This is a genomic window from Planctomyces sp. SH-PL14, from assembly GCF_001610835.1.
GTDB lineage: Bacteria > Planctomycetota > Planctomycetia > Planctomycetales > Planctomycetaceae > Planctomyces_A.
This window is the reverse complement of the sequence record NZ_CP011270.1, coordinates 6,766,376-6,786,418: the sequence shown is the minus strand read 5'-3', so window position 1 is coordinate 6,786,418 and position 20,043 is coordinate 6,766,376. Positions and strand designations below refer to the sequence as shown.

The window sequence follows — 20,043 nt, the reverse complement described above, 5'->3', positions numbered from 1 at the left end:
GCACAGGATGGGGCCGGATGTCTGTTGAGTTGAGTCTGAAGTTGCGTCCCGCGTTCCTGGAGACGTTCAACTGGAATCAGGAAGGAATGACCCGCAAGGCTTTCTTCACCTGGGCCCGCAAGCAGCGGGTCCCGGCTGTCCGTCTCAGCGAACACCAGTGGCGCCCCCTGCGGTTGGGGGAGCCGGTGACGCGGGTCACCATTGAGTCGTTTTCCGAATACATCTCCGACCATCTCCGTCTGGGGAAATTCCCCGTGGCCGAGATCGCCGAGCCGAGCGAACTTCCCCCCGCCTCCGGCCGCGATCGCCGCGACGACTCGAGTGGAGGCGTCTGGAAACTGGGGTGGGGCCGGCTGTACTCGTACCTCATCAGCGGCTGGCAGATCCCCGAAGAGGCCTATTGCCGGAACGAAGAGGACATCGCGCTGGCGGCGCGAATCGTCGTCGAGAGCGTCGGGTATCACAACGACCATACGCTCTCGCCGGAGAAGGCCCGTGTCCTTGGGGAGCGGATCATGCGGCGGACGGTCGATGAGTACATCGACCTTCTGCTGCGATTCTGGAAGGGGGATGAGCGGTCGGTCCTGTTCGCCACGATCGACGAGAACGGTGAACCGATGCGGGTGGGGGTCAACGTCGTCGTCCCCCTGACGAGGGGGGCCTACGAGCGGTTTCGCGACGGTCAGATGGAGGACATGGACATCCGGCCGGAGGACATCGAGAGCCCCAGCCCGTTCGTCCACCAGAACGCCGTCAACGAGCGGATCCTTCCCGACATGCGGCGGGCCAAGGCGGCTCGGGAGAGTGCCCAGATCCGTACGCTGGCTTACCAGTACAGCTCCCTGTTCCCGCTCGTCTACCGCCCCTCCGTCCACCCGCACATCATCACTTTTGCCGGGACGCCCGAGAACGGGAAGCGGCTGGAGTCGTACGAGTACTTGCCGGTCGGAACGCGGACCCGCGAGACCGGGATGGCGATTTACGAGTTCGGCAAGCCGGGACGGAAGAAGGCGGGGGCGGCGTACCTGAAGGCGGTCTCCAGCTACATGGCGATGCGGGCCTCGATCATGCTCGGGCAGGCGGTCCTCCGCCACGAGGAAGAACAGCTCGAGGCGGGGCTTTGAAACCGGGAGGCGGGCCAGCAGGGTGGCCGGGACGCGGGTCCCGCCACCCTGGCCCCCGGCAAATGTCGAGTCGAGGACCCGCACCACATCGCCGCCGGGTGCAATCGTCCAAGGGTGGTCGGTCGAGGAATAAGACTGAGCGGTGTCTCGAAGCACGTCCTTGCCGGCACGACGCTGCTCGCTCAAACCCAACGTGCTACGGCAGCCGGGGTCAAGGGGCCAAAAAATAACACAGCCCCCTTGCCGCCGGAGGCATTTTCGATGCAGAACCGTGGCACACAACGGATGTCCGTTTTGGGGAACCGGCGTTGAGGACTCACCGCTCGCTCTGGAATCCCCACTGGTTGGTGAAGGGGCATCCGGCACGGTGTCCGCGCTTGGACAAGTGGTCCTTCAGACATCTCCCGACGAGACGGCCTCCGGCGGGCAAGGGGGCGTCGCCCCCTTGCATCCCCCACCAGGGGTTCCCCCTGGACCCCGGTTCACTTGTTCATCGGAGTGGCCCGCTCAAGCCGCCTTCAGCCGGGACGGCGTCCACGGCGTCTCCGAGTAGGCACACGTGATCTCCCGCAGCGCCACGAGAGCCGACTCCGCCGAGACTTCCGTCCCTTCCCGCAATCGCCGCAGATCGGCCAGGACCTGGATCGCAGGACGGATCTGCTCCCGATCGCCCGCGAAGATCTTCTCGTGGACTTTCCGGGCGCCCTTCTCCGAGGAATAGAACAGCTCCTCGTACAACTTCTCGCCCGGCCGAAGTCCTGTGAAGACGATGTCGATGTCGTCCGGATACCGTAGGCCGGAGAGGATGATCATGTCCTTCGCCAGGTCGACGATCCGCACCGGATCGCCCATGTCGAGGATCAGAATCTCGCCCGAGACGCCGAGAACACCCGCCTGGATGACGAGCTGGACCGCCTCCGGGATCGTCATGAAGAACCGCTTCATCTCCGGGTCGGTGACGGTGATCGGCCCCCCCGCCTCGATCTGCTTGCGGAACGTCGGAACGACGCTCCCCATCGAGTTCAGCACATTCCCAAACCGCACCGTCAGGAACTGCGTCTCGCCGTGCTGCGCGAGGGATTGAACGTAGTTCTCGGCGACGAGCTTCGTCGCTCCCATGACGCTGGTGGGGCGGACTGCCTTGTCGGTCGAAATCTGGACGTACCGCTCCGCCTTGACCCGCAGGGCAGCGTCCGCGACCGCCTTCGTCCCGAAAACGTTGTTCATGATCGCCGACTGCGGGTTGTCCTCCATCAGCGGGACGTGCTTGTAGGCGGCGGCGTGGAAAACGAGGTGCGGACGAAAGCCGTCGAAGACCTGCCCGAGACGATCCTCGTCGAGGATGTCGGCGATGACGTACCGGATGTCCGCGCCCGGGTGGGTCTGCGAGAGCTCCTGCTCCATGCTGAAGACGCCAAACTCGGACTGGTCGTAGATCACCAGCCCTTCCGGCGCCAGGCTCAGGAGCTGGCGGCAGAGCTCGCTGCCGATGCTCCCCGCGCCGCCGGTCACCAGGACCCGCTTGCCGGTGACGGAGCTGCGGAGCGAGTTCATGTCGAGGCGGTTCGGCTCGCGGCGGAGGAGGTCGTTGACCGTCACGTCGCGGACGCCGAGTTTGATCCGCCCTTCAACGAGTTCGCCGACGGCCGGGATCATCGAGACCGCGATGCCGGCGTCGGCACATTCCCGGAGGAGACCGCGGACCACGCGGCCGGGAACGCTGGCGGGAATCAGCAGGTGGCCGGCCCCGGACAGCGTCCGGATCCGGTCCCACCCGAGCCGTTTGGGATACACGGGGCGGCCGCCGATCCGCGAGCTGCGGTGCTCCCGTCCCGCCTGGACAAAGCCGGTGATCCGGAACGGGCGGGACTCCATCGAGGTCGAGGAGAGCATCCGCAGGATCCCGATCGACTCATGGCCGATGGTGTAGATCAGCGCCTTGGGGAGCCGCCGCGTCCGCAGCCGCGGCCCGACGACTTCACCGAAGACGCGGTAGGCGACGCGGAGCATGCCGAGCCCCAGCAGCCCCAGCGCGCCGTCGATGACGATCACGGTCCGCGGGATATTCGGAGCACCGGGGACCAGGAGGTTGATGGCGGCCAGGAGGAAGGCTGTCGTGGCGGCGAAGCAGCCGACCCGCACGATGTCGTAGACGGTCGGAAACCGGAAGCTGCCCCGCCATTCGCTCCACAGCAGACAGCAGAGGGCCTTCACGCAGACCGCGATCGGGACCGTAGCCCAGAAGGAATCGATGAAGCGGGTGGTCTGGAAATCGAACCGCAGTCCAAACGCCATCGCGAAGCTGCTGAAGTACAGCAGCAGGTACGCGGGGATGATGGCGAAGAGACGGTATTTCATGACGGAGCGGGAGCCGCAGACGGGCCGGACAGCGCGACGCTCTATACCCTCCCCTGCCCAGTTCAGGCAATCTCACTTTGGCGACCGGACCGGCGGCACCTCCTGCCGGAAACGTCTTGACCCGTTTTTTGCTGCGGCCCTATAACGCCGCGCGAGCCTCAAGCGTTAAGTCTTTCGCCTCTCTCCCACCCTGGAGTTTCCCATGAGTGAACGGACTCACTCCGATGCCGGCACCGGTCCCGCGCCGGCGACCAACGCCTCTCCTCTCCGCCGCCGGATCGTCCCCGTCTTCGCCGGAACCTCCCTTGTGGCGATCGGCGGAGCCGTCCTGTTCCAGCTCCTTCGTCCCGAGCCTGCGGCCTCGCAGACGCGCGAGCCGCGGCAGACCGCTCAGGCCCCGCAGCAGCCGGGCCAGCCTTCCGCCGGCCCCACCTCCACGGCGGTGGCGAGCGTCAACGGCCAGACGATCAGCTACGAGGCCCTGGCCCGCGAGTGCGTGACCCGCCACGGGAAGGAAGTCCTCGAAAACCTCATCAACAAGACCGTCATCCAGCAGGCGTGCGACCAGCGGAAGCTCCAGATCTCGCAGGCGGAGATCCAGCAGGAAGTCATCGCCATCGCCAAGAAGTTCAACCTGCCGCCCGACACCTGGTACCAGATGCTCCAGGCTGAGCGGGGCCTCAATCCCGAGCAGTACCAGCAGGACATCATCTGGCCGATGCTGGCCCTCAAGAAGCTGGCCGGTTCGGAAATCGCCCCGACCGAAGACGACATGCTCAAGGCGTTCGAGCGGGAATACGGACCGCGCGTGAAGGCCCGCATGATCCTCTTCGAAGGGAACGTGCGGAACGTCAACCAGATCTGGGAAGAGGCGACCGCCAACCCGGACACCTTCGAGCAGCTCGCCCGCAAGCACTCGGCCGACCCGAACACGCGTCCGCTGGGCGGCGTGATCCCGCCGATCCGCAAGAACGGCGGCAACCCGACCGTGGAAGACCAGGCGTTCAAGCTCAAGCCGGGCGAGATCTCCCCGGTCATCGAAGTCGCCACGAACCGCTACGTCATCCTCCGGTGTGAAGGCCGGACCGAGCAGATCGTCGAAGACCCGAAGCAGGTCTGGAACGAGCTCTACAACCTCGTCGTCGAAGAGAAGACCCAGCAGGCGGTCGCCAAGGTCTTCGAGCAGGTCAAGGAAGAAGCCCGGATCATCAACTACTACTCGAAGGAAGCGACTCCGGTCGGCCAGGCCCGCACGGGCCAGAAGGTCCAGCCGGTCTCCGGCACTCGCCCGACGGGCGCCAGCACCGCCTTCCCGGCCAGCGGCAACTAGTCCGCCGACGGATCGAAGTGAAACTCGGAGAGGACGCGACGAAGGTTCGTCGCGTCCTCTTTCGTTTTCCGGACGGGGGCCGCTCACTTGGCGGGCGCTGGAGGAGGTGCGGCCTTGAGCACCGCCTTCGTCTCGTCGATCAGCAGGTCAAGAACGATGTCCTGCGACGTCTGGTTCTGCTTCACGTAGAGCATCGAGTCCTTGTGGACGATGCTCCCGCCTTCGATCTTCTCCTTTTCGATCGCCGTCGTCACCTTGCGGATCAGCTCGTCGGGGGTCTTGCCGGCCGCGACCATCGGCCGGAGATCGTAGATCCGCGTATAGAGCGCCCGGTCGGCCTCCCTGGCCGACGTGATCAGGAGTCCGTCGGATTGGATGACGACCCCGAGCCCTTTGGGAAGAACTTTCTTCAGGGCCTCCCGCAGGGTGACTCCCGAGACACTCGCGCTGACGCGGGAGAGCTCCGAATGTCCGGTCGCCCCGAGCCCCTGCACATCGAAGTGGATCGGAATGCCATGGATCTGGCTCAGGTAGGACGCGACCTCTTTCAACTTATTGTTGGGGAGCTGCAGTTCCACCTGAGACTGCAGCGCCTGGCGAACCAGATATTCCTTGCCCGAATCCCGCGTGATGTCGACGCGTCCCACACGGCGCTGCTCAGGAGGAATGGGGACAACCTTGCCGGCCTCTTCGACGGGGGGCGCCGCGACTGCGGGAGGAGCGGCCTGGAGCGGGGGGGAAGAGTCCGCCGCGAGCACCCCGGCGAGCAAAATGGCTGGCAAGCAGAAATGGCGAGACATGAGGCCATCGTGTCTTGGGACGGAACTTCCGGAAACGAAGAGCGAGGACGGGTCCGCTCTTCCTTCCTACAAACGGACGGAAACGCGGCCATTTCACAACGGCGGCGCCGCGGGAGGCGGAGCGGATCCGAGTGCCTCGCGATTCTCCTTGTTCAGCAGGCTGAGAACGATGTCCTGCGACGCCTGGTTCTGCTTCACGTAAATCATCAAGTCCTTGTGGACAACGCTTCCTCCTTCGACCTTCGCCTTCTCGATCGCTGCGGTCACTTTGCGGACCAGTTCCTCCGGGGTCTTGCCGGCCTGAACCATCGGCCGGATATCGTAGATCCGCGTATAGAGCGCCCGGTCGGCTTCATTCGCCGCCGTAATGAGAAGGCCTTCGGGCTGGACGACGATCCCGAGCCCCTTGGGAAGAATCTTCTTCAGGGCCTCCCGCAAGGTGACGCCCGAGACGCTCACGGTGAGGTGGGAAAGCTCTGAAACGCCGGCTGCTCCCAGTGCCTGCACGTCGAAGTGGATCGGAATGTTATGGATCTCGCTCAGGTAGGACGCGATCTCTTTCAAAGTGTTGTCGGGGAACTCCAGCTCGCATTGAGCATTCAATGCATTGCGGATCCGATCCGCTGTGTCCGAATCCCAGGTGATATCAACGCGATTCCGGTGGCGCTGCTCGGGAGGCACGGGGAGAATCTTGTCGGTCGCTTCGACTGGTGGCGCAGCGGCCGCCGGGGGATCGGCCTTCGCCGGCTGAAGTACGCCCGACACCAGGACCAGTCCCGCCGCCAGGACCTCGACGAACAGGCATCGACTCATCGATGGCTCCCTTGCGAATTCGCTGGCCGAGTTCAGGTGACGGCGACGGACCTCGGTCGTCTCCCTCGCCCCTCTCAAAACGGAGAGGTCCGACGCGATTTCACCGAGGTCCGTCAGGCTACCGCGGAAAAATCCCCGATCCAAAGAGAAAACCGGGCGTGGGACGGGGATCCATTCCGGGGGGCCAGGGGTTAAACACCAAGACACCAAGGAGTCACCAAGAACACGAAGGATTGAACTCGCGGCGGAAATCCTTTGTGAACTTGGTGGGCTCTTTGTGCCTTTGTGTTTCACGCTTTCTCGGCAGACAAATCACTCTGCGGGCGGCGGGCGGCGTTTACCGCGCTGTCCAGCCGCCGTCGACGACGAGGAGGCTTCCCGTCGTGTAGCTCGCGGCGGGGCTCGAGAGGTAAATCGCCGCTCCCTGGATCTCCTCCAGCCGGCCCCAGCGGTTGAGGGCGACCGCGCCGATGATGTTCTTCCTCGCGTCCTCGCTGTCGGCGATCGGAATGTTCATCTCGGTCAGGAACGGTCCCGGGCAGATCGCGTTGACCGTGATGTTCCACGGCGCGAGCTCCAGGGCCAGGGCGCGGGTCATCTGCACGACCGCCCCCTTGCTCGAAGCGTACGGCGTCCGGTTCGCCAGCCCGACCATCCCGAGCGTGCTGGCGACGTTCACGATCCGCCCGAGCCCTCCCGCCCCGCTGCGGGACTTCATGTGCGGCACCACCGCCCGCGACATGAGCCACAGGCCGTCGACGTTGATGTCATGGACCTGCTTGAACTGCTCGTACGACAGCTCGTCGATCGGGCCGCGGATGTTGATTCCCGCATTGTTGATCAGGATATCGATTGCCCCGAAGCGCTCCAGCGTCGCGGCGACGACGCGGTCGACGTCCGACGACGACGTGACGTCCGCTCCCAGCCCCAGGGCCTTCGTCCCCCGCTCCGTCTGGATGCGTTCCGCTGTGGCCCGGGCTTCCGCCTCTTTGCGGCTCAGGACGACGACGTTCGCTCCGGCCGAGGCGAGACCGTCCGCCATCGCTTCGCCGAGGCCCCGAGTCCCTCCGGTCACGAGGGCGGTCCGTCCCGTCAGATCGAACAGTTTCATTCCCGGCAGCATCGACGTCTCTCCTCGGTGGATAGGGAAGGCGGTTGTCAGCAGATCGATTCGCGGCCGGCACTGCAAGCGCGGGCCGGAGGCGTCAACATCGCAGGCCCGATCGGGTCCAGGGGCACCCTGGTGGGGAGTGCAGAGGGGCAACGCCCCTTCGCCCGCCGGAGGCCTGGCTCGTCGGACACCATCGAAAGGAGTGCGTGTCCAAGCGCGGACACCGTGTCGCATGCCCCCTCACCTAAGACGCGGGGAGTGCAAGGCGAGCGTTGTGGAAATGGGGGCATGCAACACCGGTCCACAAAGCGGACACGCGCTGTTTGCCATGGTTCCTCACCGGAGCGCCTCCGGCGGCAAGGGGTTGCCCCCTTGACCCCGGTGGCCGTGGAACATTGGGTTTGAGCTAACAAAGCTGCGCCGGCAGGGACGCGGTTCGAGCTAACGGGATAGGCTGCGGCAGCTCACTCAGACAGCGCCTTCGCAAAGGCCTCCATCGGCAGGTCGCGACCCGCCAGCGCCTTGAACTGCATCTGCAACTGGTCCGTGTAAACCTTGCTCGGCTCCACCACCCGGCAACCCCGCTCACGGGCCTCCGTAAACAGCGGATGCTCCAGCGGCGGATCGCTGACGTCGAGGACCGTCTGGTTCGGCCGGAAAACCGACGGATTCACCGCCCCCGCCTTCGTCCCGCACACCAGCCCCTTGTCCGCAATGACAATCACGTCCGAAAGCGTGTCATACAGGTTCTGGTACGGCACGAACCGGCACTGCAGTTCCTGGGCAATCTTCTGTGAGACTTTGTCATTCGGCCCGCAGATGCTCACGATCCCCTTCCGCTGCGTCACCGCGTAAGCGATCGACGCCCCCACAGGGCCATTCCCCAGGACAAGGATATTGTGCTTGTCGAGCGGACGGGGGCCGGTCGCCGCTCCCCCGCTGAGCGTGCCTTCGAGGGCCATCAGCCCCGACCGCCAGAGGGTGTTGTACCCGGACCAGGACTCGTCCTTCTTCAGCAGCAGGTCGACGTACTGGCTCTTGCGATCCTGCTCATCGATGTGGTCCGCCAGCGGCAGCAGCTGCCCTCCCGACGGCCCGCTCGCCAGGATCGCCCGGACCTTCAGGATCTCGAGCATCTTCTTCAGCATCGACAGGTCGCCGATCTGCAGCGGCAGGCAGCGGACATTCGCTCCGAGAAGCTTGAACGCATGGTTGAAGATCCGCGTCGTCATCGTGGGGGTCTCGCCGAACCCCGCCACAGCGATGAACGTCGAGTTCCGGTCGATCTCCCGCCAGTGGTAAATCTCGTCGAGGTCGAACACCGTCGCCTGCCCGGAGAAAGCCTCCATCCCCTTCTCCAGCGCCGCGTAGATCCACGGAGACCCGTACTTGCGGCCCAGGAGCGAAAACGTCCGGTCCGCCGGCCCCAGGCCGATCCCGACGATCGGCAGCCGCCGCTTCTGGCTGACGGCCGAGAGGAGAGGCCAGGCGTCGTCGAGGGTCGGCGTCGGCCAGCAGAACTTGACGACGTCCGCCTGGGCCTGTGCCGCTTCGTCAAAGATGGAATCGATGTCCCGGACGGGGCGGTCCATGCTGGTGAAGCAGATCACCCGCTGCGTCTTGCCGAACCGCGGGATCCGCGAGGCGATGTCGAGGTCGAGTTCGATGTAGGCGGGTCCCGCGACGATTGCCTGCCGGAGGAGCGTCATTCGGTCCGACTCGCTGCCGTCCCACTGGCCTCCATCCTCCTTGCGGCGGCAGGAGATGATGATCGGTTTCTCCCAGCCTTCGAGGAGGTCTTTGACGTCCGGCTCCTTGACCAGATGGTCGAGGGCCACTTCCACGATGTCGGCGTAGCGCATCGCGTTGAGAATGTCGACTTTGGCCAGCGTCCGCGAAGTGGGCGCTACGGTGATGCAGATCATGTTGCCAGACTCCCCTGCCCCGACCGACTCGTTCGCCTCCCGACTTCGCCCGCGACGGCGGACGAACGGGGGGCTCGAGACCGGTGCTGCGCTGCGTGTCGGCGTTCCCGCTGGCCCTGGAGACGGGAGGACGTTGCCCCGCATTGCCGGCCCGGCTCGATGGGGACAGCGTATCGAGAACGCGAACCGCATTCCAACAGGCTGGTAACACGCCCCAAAGGGAGAGTGTTGCATTCTCCAACCGCGCCCACCAACGTCGACAGTCAGGCGGGGTCCAGGGGCTCGCCCCTGGTGGGGAGTGCAGAGGGGGCCTGTGTTGTTTTTCTGGCCCTTTGCCCGCCGGAGGTCTGGCCGTCGGACACTGTCTGAAGTGAAGCGTGTCCAAACGCGGACGACGTGCCGTATACCCCCTCACCAACCCGCGGGGATTGCAAAGCCAGCGGTGTGTTTTGAGGGAGTCCTCAACGCCGGTACCACAAAGCGGATGCCCGTCGTGTTCCACGATTCCACATGGAAGTGCTTCCGGCAGCCAAGTTCACCGCAGGCCGCCGTAGGCTTTGATCAATTCCGCCTTATTGGTCACTTCGAGAACCTCGAAGATCTTGCGGGCATGATTGTGAACGGTGTGCTGGCTCAAATGGAGCTCTTCGGCAATCTCCCGTTCGCGCTTCGCCTCCAGCAGGAGCCAGAAGACCTTCAGCTGTGCCTGGCTGAGCTTTCCGATCGGGAACAGATCCTTGGAGTCCCGCAATGGGCCGATCGTGGAATCGGACGCAATCCGGCGGTTTGTGTCCCCCTGCGCGATATCGACGATCTCGCACCGTGCGTGGCCGAACGAGACGAAATCCCCGATCTTCAGCGGCGAGTCCTGGATCCGCTCGTGGTTCACGAACGTCCCGTTGCGGCTGCCGAGGTCCGCCACGCGAATGGTCGCTCCCGAGTGCGTGATGACCGCGTGCACACGTGAAATCGACATGTGCATCAAATGAATATCGCAGTCCGCGGCCCGGCCGACTCGATGAACACCAGGCCGCAGCGGAAACCGCAGGCTGGTCTTCCTTTCCGTCTGAAATACGAGGCTCAGCTCTGGCAGCATTGGGAAAGGCCGCGACAGGTGACTGACCGAAAGGTCTCGTGAAACACAGTTTCCAGAAAGAATAGCCTCAACAGGTCATGCGTCACTAGGCAAAACAACCGATCTTGTGACTTGTACAGAATGCTCGTGAGGATGCGTAAGCGGGCCAGCCGCATCCTCACGAACAGGCCCCGGTTGCTTGGGCTAGGCAACCGGGGTTTTTTCGTTTTCCGCCCCTCTTCGGCGCCTGTCGGCCCCGTTTCATTCCCGCGGCGGCGTTCACCGAACGGCCGGAAGACTCTCGGCGTCACATGCCGCCCGGCATCGTCCGGGGAAACCCGGACCGCTCGCTGGCTTCGATCCCGTTCCGGAAGAAGGCTCCGTCCGGCGCGAAGCCGGCCGACAGGCGCTCCCCCCGTTCGCTTGGAACACGCGGCGGTTCCCGGTACGGTCACGCGCGGATCGGGCTTGTCCCGGTCTCCATCGAGCAATTCCTCAGTCAAAGCGCAGCGGACGAGGCAGGACATGGCGGAGCGGGTGTATCTGGCGGTCGACTTGGGAGCCGAGAGCGGGCGCGTCATCGCCGGCACGCTGAACGAGGGCATCGTCCGGCTGGATGAGCTGCACCGGTTCCCCAACGTCACCGTCCCGATGGCAGGGACCCGCCGCTGGGATGTCCTGCGGCTCTGGACCGACATTCAGGACGGCCTCGCCAAAGGGGCCCAGAAGTACGGCGACCGCATCGTTTCGGTCGGGGTCGATACGTGGGGCGTGGACTACGTCCTGCTGACGAAGAACAACGAGATGCTGGGGGCGCCTTACACCTACCGCGACCCGCGGACGCAGGGGGTGATGGGACACGCCTTCACGCGTGTTCCACAGGCGGAGATCTTCGCTCAGACCGGTCTTCAGTTCATGGAGATCAACACGCTTTACCAGCTCATCGCGATGTCGCTGAAGGATCCGGAGCTGCTGGCCCAGGCGGACAAGTTCCTGATGATGCCGGACTTCTTCCACTGGCTCCTGAGCGGCAGCAAGGTGGTCGAGTTCACGAACGCTACCACCACGCAGTGCCTGCATCCTCTGAAGCGGAACTGGGCCAATGAGCTCCTGACGAAGTTCCAGATCCCGACGAGCATCTTCCCGGACCTCGTTCAGCCCGGGACGCGGCTCGGTGCGCTCCGCGAGGAGGTCTCCCGGCGAACGGGGCTGGGCCGGATTCAGGTCGTTGCTCCAGCGACACACGACACCGCCGCGGCCGTCGCCGCCGTGCCGACCGACCAGACGGGGAAGGCGAACTGGGCGTACATCAGTTCGGGGACGTGGTCGCTGATCGGCGTCGAGGTGCAGCAGGCGGTGATCGGGCCCGAGGCGCTGGCTCTCAACGTGACGAACGAAGGGGGGATCGACGGGACGTATCGGCTCCTCAAGAACGTCATGGGGCTGTGGCTTGTTCAGGAATGCCGTCGGTCGTTCGAGCGGAAGGGGAACACGTTCGACTACGCCACGCTGGTTCAGAAGGCGGAGGCGGCTGAGCCGTTCCGGTCGATTGTCGACTGCAACGATTCGGCGTTCCTCAGCCCGGACGATATGGCAGCGGCTCTGCAGGCGTGGTGTCGCAAGACGGGCCAGCCGGTGCCGGAGACCGAGGGACAGCTCATCCGTTGTGCTCTGGAAAGCCTGGCTCTGAAGTATCGGCAGGTGCTGGAGGGGATCGAGTCGTTGACGGGAACGCGGATCGAAGTGATCCATGTCGTCGGCGGGGGTGGGAAGAACGAGTTGTTGAACCAGTTCACCGCCAATGCCTGTGGACGGCCGGTGATTGCGGGGCCGGTGGAGGGGACGGCGCTGGGGAATGTGCTGGTCCAGGCGCGTTCGGCCGGTGATATCGGTTCGCTGGAGGAGATTCGGGCGGTGGTGCGGGCGAGCAGTGAGCTGAAGCGGTTCGAGCCGCAGGCGGGGGCGGCGTGGCAGGGGGCGCATGAGCGGCTGATTTCGCTTTCGCGGTAGGGAACGTCCTCGCCGGCGCGACTCCCATAGCTCAAACCCAACGTGCCACGGCCGCTGGGGTCAAGGGGGTCTCACCCCCTTGCCGCCGGAGGCATTTCCATGAGGAACCGTGGTAAGCAACGGACGTCCCCTTTGTGGTCCCCGCGTTGAGGACTCCCTCAAACCACATCGCTGGCTTTGCAATCCCCTCGTGTTGGTGAAGGGGCATACGGCACGGTGTCCGCGCTTGGACACGTGCTCCTTCCGACGGTTTCCGACGGCCAGGCCTCCGGCGGGCAAGGGGGCGTGGCCCCCTTGCATCCCCCACCAGGGTCCCCCTGGACCCGGTTCTTGATCCGCAATGGACAGATAGGCACGCGCGGCCTACAAGTCCAGACGTCACCCACTCACGGGAAAACTCCATGCTCCGCACCGGACTGACCTCGGCCCTCCTCGCCCTGCTCCTCATGTCGCCTCCCTCGCCACTCCCGGCCGCTCCCCCCAAAACCAAGACCGGCTCACAGGTCGACACCTACCACGGCACACAGGTCCCCGACCCCTACCGCTGGCTCGAAGACGACGTCCGCAACTCCAAAGACGTCGAAGCCTGGGTCGAAGCCGAGAACAAACACACACAAGCCTTCCTCGAATCGATCCCCCAGCGGGAAGCAATCCGCCAGCGACTCACGAAGCTCTGGGACTTCGAAAAGTTCGGCACGCCGTTCAAAGTCGGCGGCAAATACTTCTTTGAGAAGAACGACGGCCTCCAGAACCAGGACGTCCTCTACATCCAGGACTCCCTCCAGAGCGAAGCCCGCGTCCTCATCGACCCCAACACCTGGTCCAAGGACGGCACCGTCGCCCTCGAAGGCATGTCCTTCAGCGATGACGGCCGCTACCTCGCCTACGGCGTCCAGGACGGCGGATCCGACTGGCGGGTCTGGCACATCATGAACGTCGAGACGGGTAAAGTCCTCGACGACGAAATCCACTGGATGAAGTTCAACTCCCCCGCCTGGACAAGCGACGGCCAGGGCTTCTTCTACGCCCGCTTCCCGGAGCCGAAGGAAGGGGCCGAGTTCCAGAACCTGAACCTCAACCAGAAGGTCTACTACCACCGCGTCGGCCGCCCGCAGTCTCAGGACACTCTCGTCTTCGAACGGCCGGACGAGCCGAAATGGGGCTTCTACTCCATAGTCTCCGAGGACGGCCGCTGGCTGATCCTGACCGTCATGGTCGGGACCGACGACCGCTTCCGGGTCTTCTACAAAGACCTCACCGACCCGTATGGGGCGCCGGTCGCGCTGATCGACAACTTCGAGAACGAATACTCATTCATCGGCAATGACGGGACCACCTTCTACTTCCAGACCGACCTCGACGCCCCGCTCAAGCGGGTCATCGCTATCGACATCCGCAATCCGGACCGCAAGAACTGGAAGGAGATCGTCCCGCAGGGGACCGAAGCCCTCACGAACGTGAGCCTCGTCGGCAACCTGTTCGTCCTGGAGTCCCTCAAGGACGCCAAGACCCGGGTGGCCCTCCACACCGTCGATGGAAAGTTCGTGCGGACGGTCGACTTCCCCGGCATCGGCTCCGCCGCCGGTTTCAACGGGAAGCGGACAGACACGGAGACGTTCTACACGTTCTCCAGCTTCGCCACGCCGCCGAGCACCTACCGTTACGACCTCATCACGGGCGAAAGCGAGCTGCTGCGACGGGCGAAGGTCGACTTCAACCCGGACGACTACGAGGTCAAGCAGGTCTTCGCCAAGAGCAAGGACGGAACGCGGGTGCCGCTGTTCGTGGCCCACAAGAAAGGCCTCAAGCTCCACGGCCAGAACCCGACGCTCCTCTACGGCTACGGCGGGTTCAACATCCCCCTCACCCCCGGCTTCTCGATCAGCCGCCTCGCCTGGATGGAGATGGGAGGCGTCTTCGCGATGGCGAACCTCCGCGGCGGGGGCGAGTACGGCAAAGACTGGCACCAGGCGGGGACGAAGCTCAAGAAGCAGAACGTCTTCGACGACTTCATCGCCGCGGCCGAGTTCCTGATCTTGGAGAAGTACACGCAACCGTCCAGGCTCGCGATCCAGGGGGGCAGCAACGGGGGCCTGCTCGTCGGAGCCTGCCTCACCCAGCGGCCCGACCTCTACGGCGCGTGCCTCCCGGCGGTCGGCGTCATGGACATGCTCCGCTTCCATCAGTTCACGGCGGGGCGGTACTGGGTCGACGACTACGGCTCGGCCGACGACGCCGCGGAATTCAAGGCCCTGTTGGCCTACTCCCCGTACCACAACATCAAGAGCGGAACGAAGTACCCCGCCACGATGGTGACGACCGCCGACACCGACGACCGCGTCGTCCCCGGCCACAGTTTCAAGTTCGCCGCCCGCCTCCAGGAAGCCCAGGGAGGCGACGCCCCGATCCTGATCCGCATCGAAACCCGTGCCGGCCACGGCGCCGGCAAGCCGACCGCCAAGATCATCGAAGAGCTGACCGACCAGTGGGCCTTCCTGGTCAAGAGCCTGGGGATGAAGCCCGCCTCGTAGGTCAGTGGAATCTCTCCAGCAGTTCCGTACCGCCATCGTGCCCCGAGGGAGTCGCGAGCTGGCAAAGAACCTCCGCGTCGACGTTGTCGGCGACTGGGCGTACGTGACCGGAGCACATCAGGAATTGGGTGGGAGCCGGACCGGGGGCTCCGAAACTGGCCGGCTCCCGTTTCACTCCGGCCGCCGGGTCGCGGAGGTTGCACGGGTCCCCCCAGGCCCTGAACGCCTCCCGCACCTCGCCCATCAGGATCGTCTCGGAAGTTCCATCGGCGACTTCGTCCATCGACTGGCTGCGTCCCGGTCCGAGAACGTGAACGTTGCCGGCGAACGAGGCCACTCCCAGGCCGTCGACATCCGGAGGAAGAAGATCCTGGTAGGGATCCGGGTACCGATAGACCGCGATCTTCGTGGTGAGCAGCGGCCGGTTCCGGGGAGCGTTCCACGGCTGGGACAGGTCGAGTCGCCGAAACAGCGCGGCCTGCTCCATGTAGGGAAGGAGAAACGTCATCCAGCTGTGGATTGCCGCCCCGGAGGGCGAGAACGTCCCCTTCACGGGATAGGCATGGCGTTCCTGGTGGTGCCAGATGACGCCACTGCCGATGGCCTGCATGGCGTTTCGACTCCCCGCACGCCGGGAACTCACCCGTCCCGTTTCAACGAGCGGCCCCGGAGTCGTCAACAGCCATGTCGCGTGCCTTACGATCGCGACCGCACAGGTCCCCACGGCGAATAGCACGAACAACGAGGCGACCAGTCCAGCGGCGCGGAGTGTTCGGCAGACGGGCAGGGTGCCGGACGGAACGACGTCGAGTGGACCGTCCGACGCAGTGCCCGGCGCCGCACGTCGAATGAGTCCCGCGAGGACTAGCGTTGCCGGAACACAGACTGCGAAGGTGATCACCTCAAGCGGGGCAATCGTCACGTCCCCCGCGATCCGAACGGCATGCCGCCACCAGCCCGCTGTCAGGGCGAAGACGATCTCGGGCAACAGGGGGCCGCCCAGGCATGCAAAGACAACGAAGGCCAAGCCTCCCGCCGAGAGACATCCAGCCCTTCCGAGAGTGCGTTTCCGGGAATTCATTGCATCGACCTGATTCCGCGATTCGATAGCGGAAGTCTTTTCACGGCAGGCGCGGCCAGCCCCGCCGCCGCCCCGGCCTCCCTCAGAACGGATCGAGCAGCTCGCTTCCACCATCGCCGGCATTCGGCGTCGCGAGTTGGAGTAGGACTTCTGGCGACACCCGGTCCGAGATACGGCGGACCGAGCCGTCGCCCATCACAAATTGCGTCCCGTACGACCAAGGCGCACCGAACCCGACTGGCGAACGGTTCACCCCGAGCGCCGGGTCCCGCAGATTGGACGGATCTCCCCAGGCCCGAAAGTTCTCGCGGATCTCGCCGAGGAAGAGTGTCTGGGCGAGACCATCCTTCACCTCCCGGGACGTCTCGCATCCATTCGGTCCGAGAACCCGAACGTTCCCGGCATACGTCGCTATCCCCCGCCCTTCGATCGATTCGGGGAGAACGATTCGCTCCCGCTCGGGATACCCGAATTCCTCGACGGTCTGGGAGAGCGGGTCGGCGTTCACAGGATCCCGCCACGATCTCCCGACGTCGATCCGGCGATACAGTTCCGGATGTCCAACATACGGAAGCAGCCTTGTCATCCAGCTGTGAAGGGCGCCTCCGCCGGCGGAGTAGGCGCCGGTTCCCGGAAGTTTCTGGAACTCGTCTTCGTGCAAGGAGACGCCGTGGGCAATCGTGTGGAGATGTCTGCCACTGATACTCCCTGCGATGGAGAGCGAAAAACGGTTCTCCGTCCAGGGCTCCGGAGAGACGGCCAGCCAAGCCAACTGGTGGGCGACCCCGACCATGGCGATTCCCGCCGTGAACGCGACAAGGCAGAGAGCCACCGCTCGCCAGGCGAATCCGGCGGGGAGCCGACGAGCCGATCGAGTCTCCGGGTGGTCCGGAGCCTCAGTCGGCGGCGGCCCCTCGGTCATCATCAACCGGCGGAAGAGGCCCACCGCGATGAACGTCAGCACGAGAAACGTTCCGAGCTGGATCGGCTCGAGGCGGACCTGGCTCGCCAGTCGCCAGGAATGCCGCAGCCAGCCGAACGCGAGGGCGAAGGCGGCGTCGAGCGGGACGACCAGACCGATGAACGCCAGCAGGAGGCCCACGACGCCGAGAGTCGCCGCGCATCCCAGAGGTCGCCCTCTCATGGCTGTTCCCCCCGAGCCTCTCGCGGCTGGCTCGCTGGAGTCGCGGCGGGAGCGGCGGCGGAGACCGGCTCGACGCCGGGGAAAGGGCGAACGGCCCCGTCGGAATAGAGGGCCCACTGCCCGTCGCCGTAGAGGTCGTACTCGATCGCCAGCGGCCGGGCCTCTTTGCCGATCTCGAGACCGCCGCGGTAGATGTATTCGATCGCGGGATGGCCGGGCTGCCTCCAGAACTCGGCGGCGAACTCCGCCTCCTCCTTCGAAGAGGGGAGGCGGCCTTCATGGCGGGCAGCGTGACTCCAGAGCACGAGCCGCAGCGTCTCGAGCCCGCGGATCCGGTCCTCTTTGGAGACTCCGGGGGCCGGCGCGGTGGCCGATTCCTTGACCCGGTACGTGAAGCCGACCTTCTCCCACGCTCCTGGCGTCAGCAGCTCCCGGGCTCCGGAGATCATCGTCAGGACGATCAGGAACAGGAGGCCCCACAGGACCGTCCAGCCCAGGGCCCGGCGGTAGCTGAGTTGCGGCAGCCAGGGGACGTCCCGGACGAGCGAATTCCAAAGCCAGCGGAAGGCTCCCGCCGCCAGAAGCAGGCCCATGGCGAAGAACGAGATGGCGTCCAGACGGGCCCGGGCAACGTCGGTGAGGGTGATCGACGGCATCCCCGCCGCGGCCGGCTCGGCCGACACGAGGGCCGCCAGACCGACCAGGACAATCGCCCCGGCCCGTGTCGTTCCCTGCGGTCGATCGTCCGTTTCCATCGTTCCGCCCCAAATCACCGAAACCCGCGAGGCCAATCTTTATACGCACATCGTTTCGGAAATCGTCAAGGCGGTTTTTGCCCGTCCTGTGAGATTGACCCCGATCACGCTATACTGCCGGAAACAATTCGCTGTGAAGTTTTTGGACCGATCTGTATGGCCGCGAACAAGCCCGCCTCCGCCCCCGCCCCGGTTGACAAAGCCGCCGAACGGGAGGAGATCGAGGACTTCGTGGATCGCCGTGTCATCGCCCGCGGATCTCGTGTCTATCACGACACCTACACGCAGGCCAAGGCGATGAAGGAGTCCAAGGCCACCGCCGACAAGATCCGCGAGGCTCTGCTCCGTAAGCCCAACGCGCCGGCCAAGGACAAGGACGGTCTCGTTCCGCTCCCGAAGCGGAAGGAATTCGAGGCTGAGAAGCGAATGTCTTCGATCCGTGACCAGGCGATCAAGGACGCCATCAAGGGGAAGCCGGCTTCTTACCGGTAAGGGCTGCGTCTCGCGACGATGCATTGCGGCGGCGTTTCAAGGCGGGGTCGGCCAGTTTTCGCCGGGTCGCCCCGGACCGAGGACTTCGCCGCTCTCTCCACGGGATGTCGCCCGCTGCAGCATGAACTCCGCTTCCTCGGTCAGGATGCGGAGCGTCATTCGCGTCTCGAGGACGAGCAGCGACGTCCCCGTCACGAGCCCTCCCACGCCGACGCAGCCTGATGTCAGAGCCGTGGCGAGGAGAAAGTAGCCCGCGCTCGCCAGGGTCCCGACGAACAGCCCCGCCGCCAGGAGCGACATGAGGGCGGCCGCCGAGAACGAACCGACGGAGACGTAGAACGCCGTCAGGGCCCGCACCAGGTAGAGTCCCCGCCGCTCGGCCACCCGGAGCTGGCGGACCTTGAGGGCGATCTCGGGGCTCAGCCGCGGGTCTTTCCCTTCGACCTGCGAGACGAGCGTCCGCAGGCGGTCGATGGCCCGGGCGAAGCGGTTCGACGTGCCGAGAGCCATGACCGACGACGCGTTGGTCAGGATCGCGGGAGCCACGATGAAGGTCAGGACGCTGAGCGGGTTCTCGGAGAGCAAGATGGCTTGATCGGGACGAACGACTCGGGGAGAGAGGCGGGCGGACAGTTGCGGAGAGCGTGGTTCAGGAGCGGCGCTCGCGGGCGTAGCGGATCCGGCAGCCGTGGGCGATCACTTCCTTCTTCTCGGGAGTCTTTCCTTCGAGGGCCGCCGTGATCGCGGCATCGAGGTACTTGGTCTTCACCTTGGCGGCGTCGGCGTTGTCGTCCATGGCTCCCATGTAGACGACCTTGCGGTCCTTATCGAGGACGTAGAACTCGGGGGTGAAGTTGGCTCCGAAGTCCTTGGCGATCTTCTGGGACTTGTCGTGCAGGTAGTGGAACGGGAGCGATTTGGTTTCGACCCGTTTCTTGAGGGCCTCAAGGTCATCGCCCGTGACGTTGTTGACGCAGATCGGAACGACGGCGACTTTCCCCTCGGGGCCGCCGCGCTGGGCGATCAGTTCGCCGATCCGCTGCTCGTAGGCGACGGCGAAGGGGCAACTGGCGCAGGTGAACACGACGACCACGACCGGCTTGTCGGCCAGATCGGTAAGGGAGTGCTGTTTCCCGTCTGTGCCGGGGAGGTTCTCCCACTTCGGGGCGGTATCGCCGACGGAGAGGACTTCGTTGAACTCGCCGGCCGGGGCGGGCTGGGGAGCCGCGGCTCCCGCGACGAGAAGTCCTGTGAGGAGCAGGGCTGATAGGAACCGCGTCATTTCCGCCTCCTGTCGACCAGTCCGGAGCCTTGCTGGGGAACCGGTGGAGCTGTGACTGTCTCAGGAGTGTGGCGACCGCGAGGTGCGTTCCTCAAGCGATCGTCCCTGCCGGACGGACTCTATAGCTCAAACCCAACGTGCCACGGCAGCCTGGGGTCAAGGGGGCCACGCCCCCTTGCCGCCGGAGGCACTTCAATGAAGAACCGTGGCAA

At 65.0% G+C, this 20,043-nt stretch carries 16 protein-coding genes; 5 read left to right on the top strand and 11 right to left on the bottom strand.

Annotated features, from left to right (window positions below):
• Positions 1–17 precede the first annotated feature (17 nt).
• Entirely contained in the window at positions 18–1,124 is a 1,107-nt protein-coding gene (locus tag VT03_RS25985; protein WP_075095700.1) for a hypothetical protein, read from the top strand.
• A gap of 507 nt (positions 1,125–1,631) precedes the next feature.
• On the opposite strand, the gene VT03_RS25980 is transcribed toward VT03_RS25985, so the two are convergent.
• On the bottom strand, positions 1,632–3,482 hold the full coding sequence (locus tag VT03_RS25980) for a polysaccharide biosynthesis protein (protein ID WP_075095699.1): 1,851 nt from the start codon (positions 3,480–3,482) through the stop codon (positions 1,632–1,634).
• Between the two features lie 202 nt (positions 3,483–3,684).
• On the opposite strand from VT03_RS25980, the gene VT03_RS25975 reads away from it, so the two are divergent.
• Entirely contained in the window at positions 3,685–4,812 is a 1,128-nt protein-coding gene (locus VT03_RS25975) for a peptidylprolyl isomerase (RefSeq protein WP_075095698.1), read from the top strand.
• A gap of 83 nt (positions 4,813–4,895) precedes the next feature.
• Here VT03_RS25975 and VT03_RS25970 read toward each other — a convergent pair whose 3' ends face one another.
• From VT03_RS25970 to VT03_RS25950, 5 genes are all read right to left on the bottom strand, one after another.
• The gene (locus VT03_RS25970) at positions 4,896–5,612 is read right to left on the bottom strand and encodes a hypothetical protein (protein ID WP_156514760.1); all 717 of its coding nucleotides are present in this window, start codon (positions 5,610–5,612) and stop codon (positions 4,896–4,898) included.
• Between the two features lie 93 nt (positions 5,613–5,705).
• A complete protein-coding gene (locus tag VT03_RS25965; RefSeq protein WP_075095696.1) occupies positions 5,706–6,425 on the bottom strand; it encodes a hypothetical protein in 720 nt (239 codons plus the stop codon).
• Positions 6,426–6,762: 337 nt separating this feature from the next.
• Positions 6,763–7,536 (bottom strand): SDR family NAD(P)-dependent oxidoreductase, encoded by a 774-nt coding sequence (locus tag VT03_RS25960; protein ID WP_231870524.1) that lies wholly within the window; start codon positions 7,534–7,536, stop codon positions 6,763–6,765.
• A gap of 464 nt (positions 7,537–8,000) precedes the next feature.
• Complete coding sequence (locus tag VT03_RS25955; RefSeq protein WP_075095694.1) at positions 8,001–9,461, bottom strand: type I 3-dehydroquinate dehydratase; 1,461 nt, start codon at positions 9,459–9,461, stop codon at positions 8,001–8,003.
• A 535-nt stretch (positions 9,462–9,996) separates the two neighbouring features.
• Positions 9,997–10,557, bottom strand: coding sequence for an FHA domain-containing protein (locus tag VT03_RS25950; protein WP_075095693.1), 561 nt, complete (start codon positions 10,555–10,557; stop codon positions 9,997–9,999).
• A 504-nt stretch (positions 10,558–11,061) separates the two neighbouring features.
• Here VT03_RS25950 and rhaB point away from each other — a divergent pair.
• Both rhaB and VT03_RS25940 read left to right on the top strand, forming a co-directional pair.
• Positions 11,062–12,546: a rhamnulokinase gene (rhaB, locus tag VT03_RS25945; RefSeq protein WP_075095692.1), complete on the top strand. Its 1,485-nt coding sequence runs from the start codon at positions 11,062–11,064 to the stop codon at positions 12,544–12,546.
• 446 nt (positions 12,547–12,992) lie between these two features.
• Complete coding sequence (locus VT03_RS25940; protein ID WP_075097302.1) at positions 12,993–15,077, top strand: prolyl oligopeptidase family serine peptidase; 2,085 nt, start codon at positions 12,993–12,995, stop codon at positions 15,075–15,077.
• 1 nt (position 15,078) lies between these two features.
• On the opposite strand, the gene VT03_RS35020 is transcribed toward VT03_RS25940, so the two are convergent.
• From VT03_RS35020 to VT03_RS25925, 3 genes are all read right to left on the bottom strand, one after another.
• Positions 15,079–16,158 (bottom strand): DUF1559 domain-containing protein, encoded by a 1,080-nt coding sequence (locus VT03_RS35020; protein ID WP_255378442.1) that lies wholly within the window; start codon positions 16,156–16,158, stop codon positions 15,079–15,081.
• A gap of 82 nt (positions 16,159–16,240) precedes the next feature.
• A complete protein-coding gene (locus tag VT03_RS25930) occupies positions 16,241–17,302 on the bottom strand; it encodes a DUF1559 domain-containing protein (RefSeq protein WP_082846547.1) in 1,062 nt (353 codons plus the stop codon).
• A complete protein-coding gene (locus tag VT03_RS25925; RefSeq protein WP_156514759.1) occupies positions 17,299–18,057 on the bottom strand; it encodes a hypothetical protein in 759 nt (252 codons plus the stop codon). Before VT03_RS25925 ends, VT03_RS25930 begins: the two co-directional genes overlap by 4 nt.
• A 156-nt stretch (positions 18,058–18,213) precedes the next feature.
• Here VT03_RS25925 and VT03_RS25920 point away from each other — a divergent pair, with 156 nt between their 5' ends.
• Positions 18,214–18,549: a hypothetical protein gene (locus VT03_RS25920; protein ID WP_075095688.1), complete on the top strand. Its 336-nt coding sequence runs from the start codon at positions 18,214–18,216 to the stop codon at positions 18,547–18,549.
• A 36-nt stretch (positions 18,550–18,585) separates the two neighbouring features.
• Here VT03_RS25920 and VT03_RS25915 read toward each other — a convergent pair whose 3' ends face one another.
• Together VT03_RS25915 and VT03_RS25910 are read right to left on the bottom strand one after the other, a co-directional pair.
• Positions 18,586–19,134 carry a DUF2721 domain-containing protein gene (locus VT03_RS25915; RefSeq protein ID WP_075095687.1) on the bottom strand — a complete coding sequence of 183 codons (549 nt, stop codon included), beginning with the start codon at positions 19,132–19,134 and terminating at the stop codon, positions 18,586–18,588.
• Positions 19,135–19,198: 64 nt separating this feature from the next.
• Positions 19,199–19,831, bottom strand: coding sequence for a thioredoxin family protein (locus VT03_RS25910; protein ID WP_075095686.1), 633 nt, complete (start codon positions 19,829–19,831; stop codon positions 19,199–19,201).
• Positions 19,832–20,043: the final 212 nt, after the last annotated feature.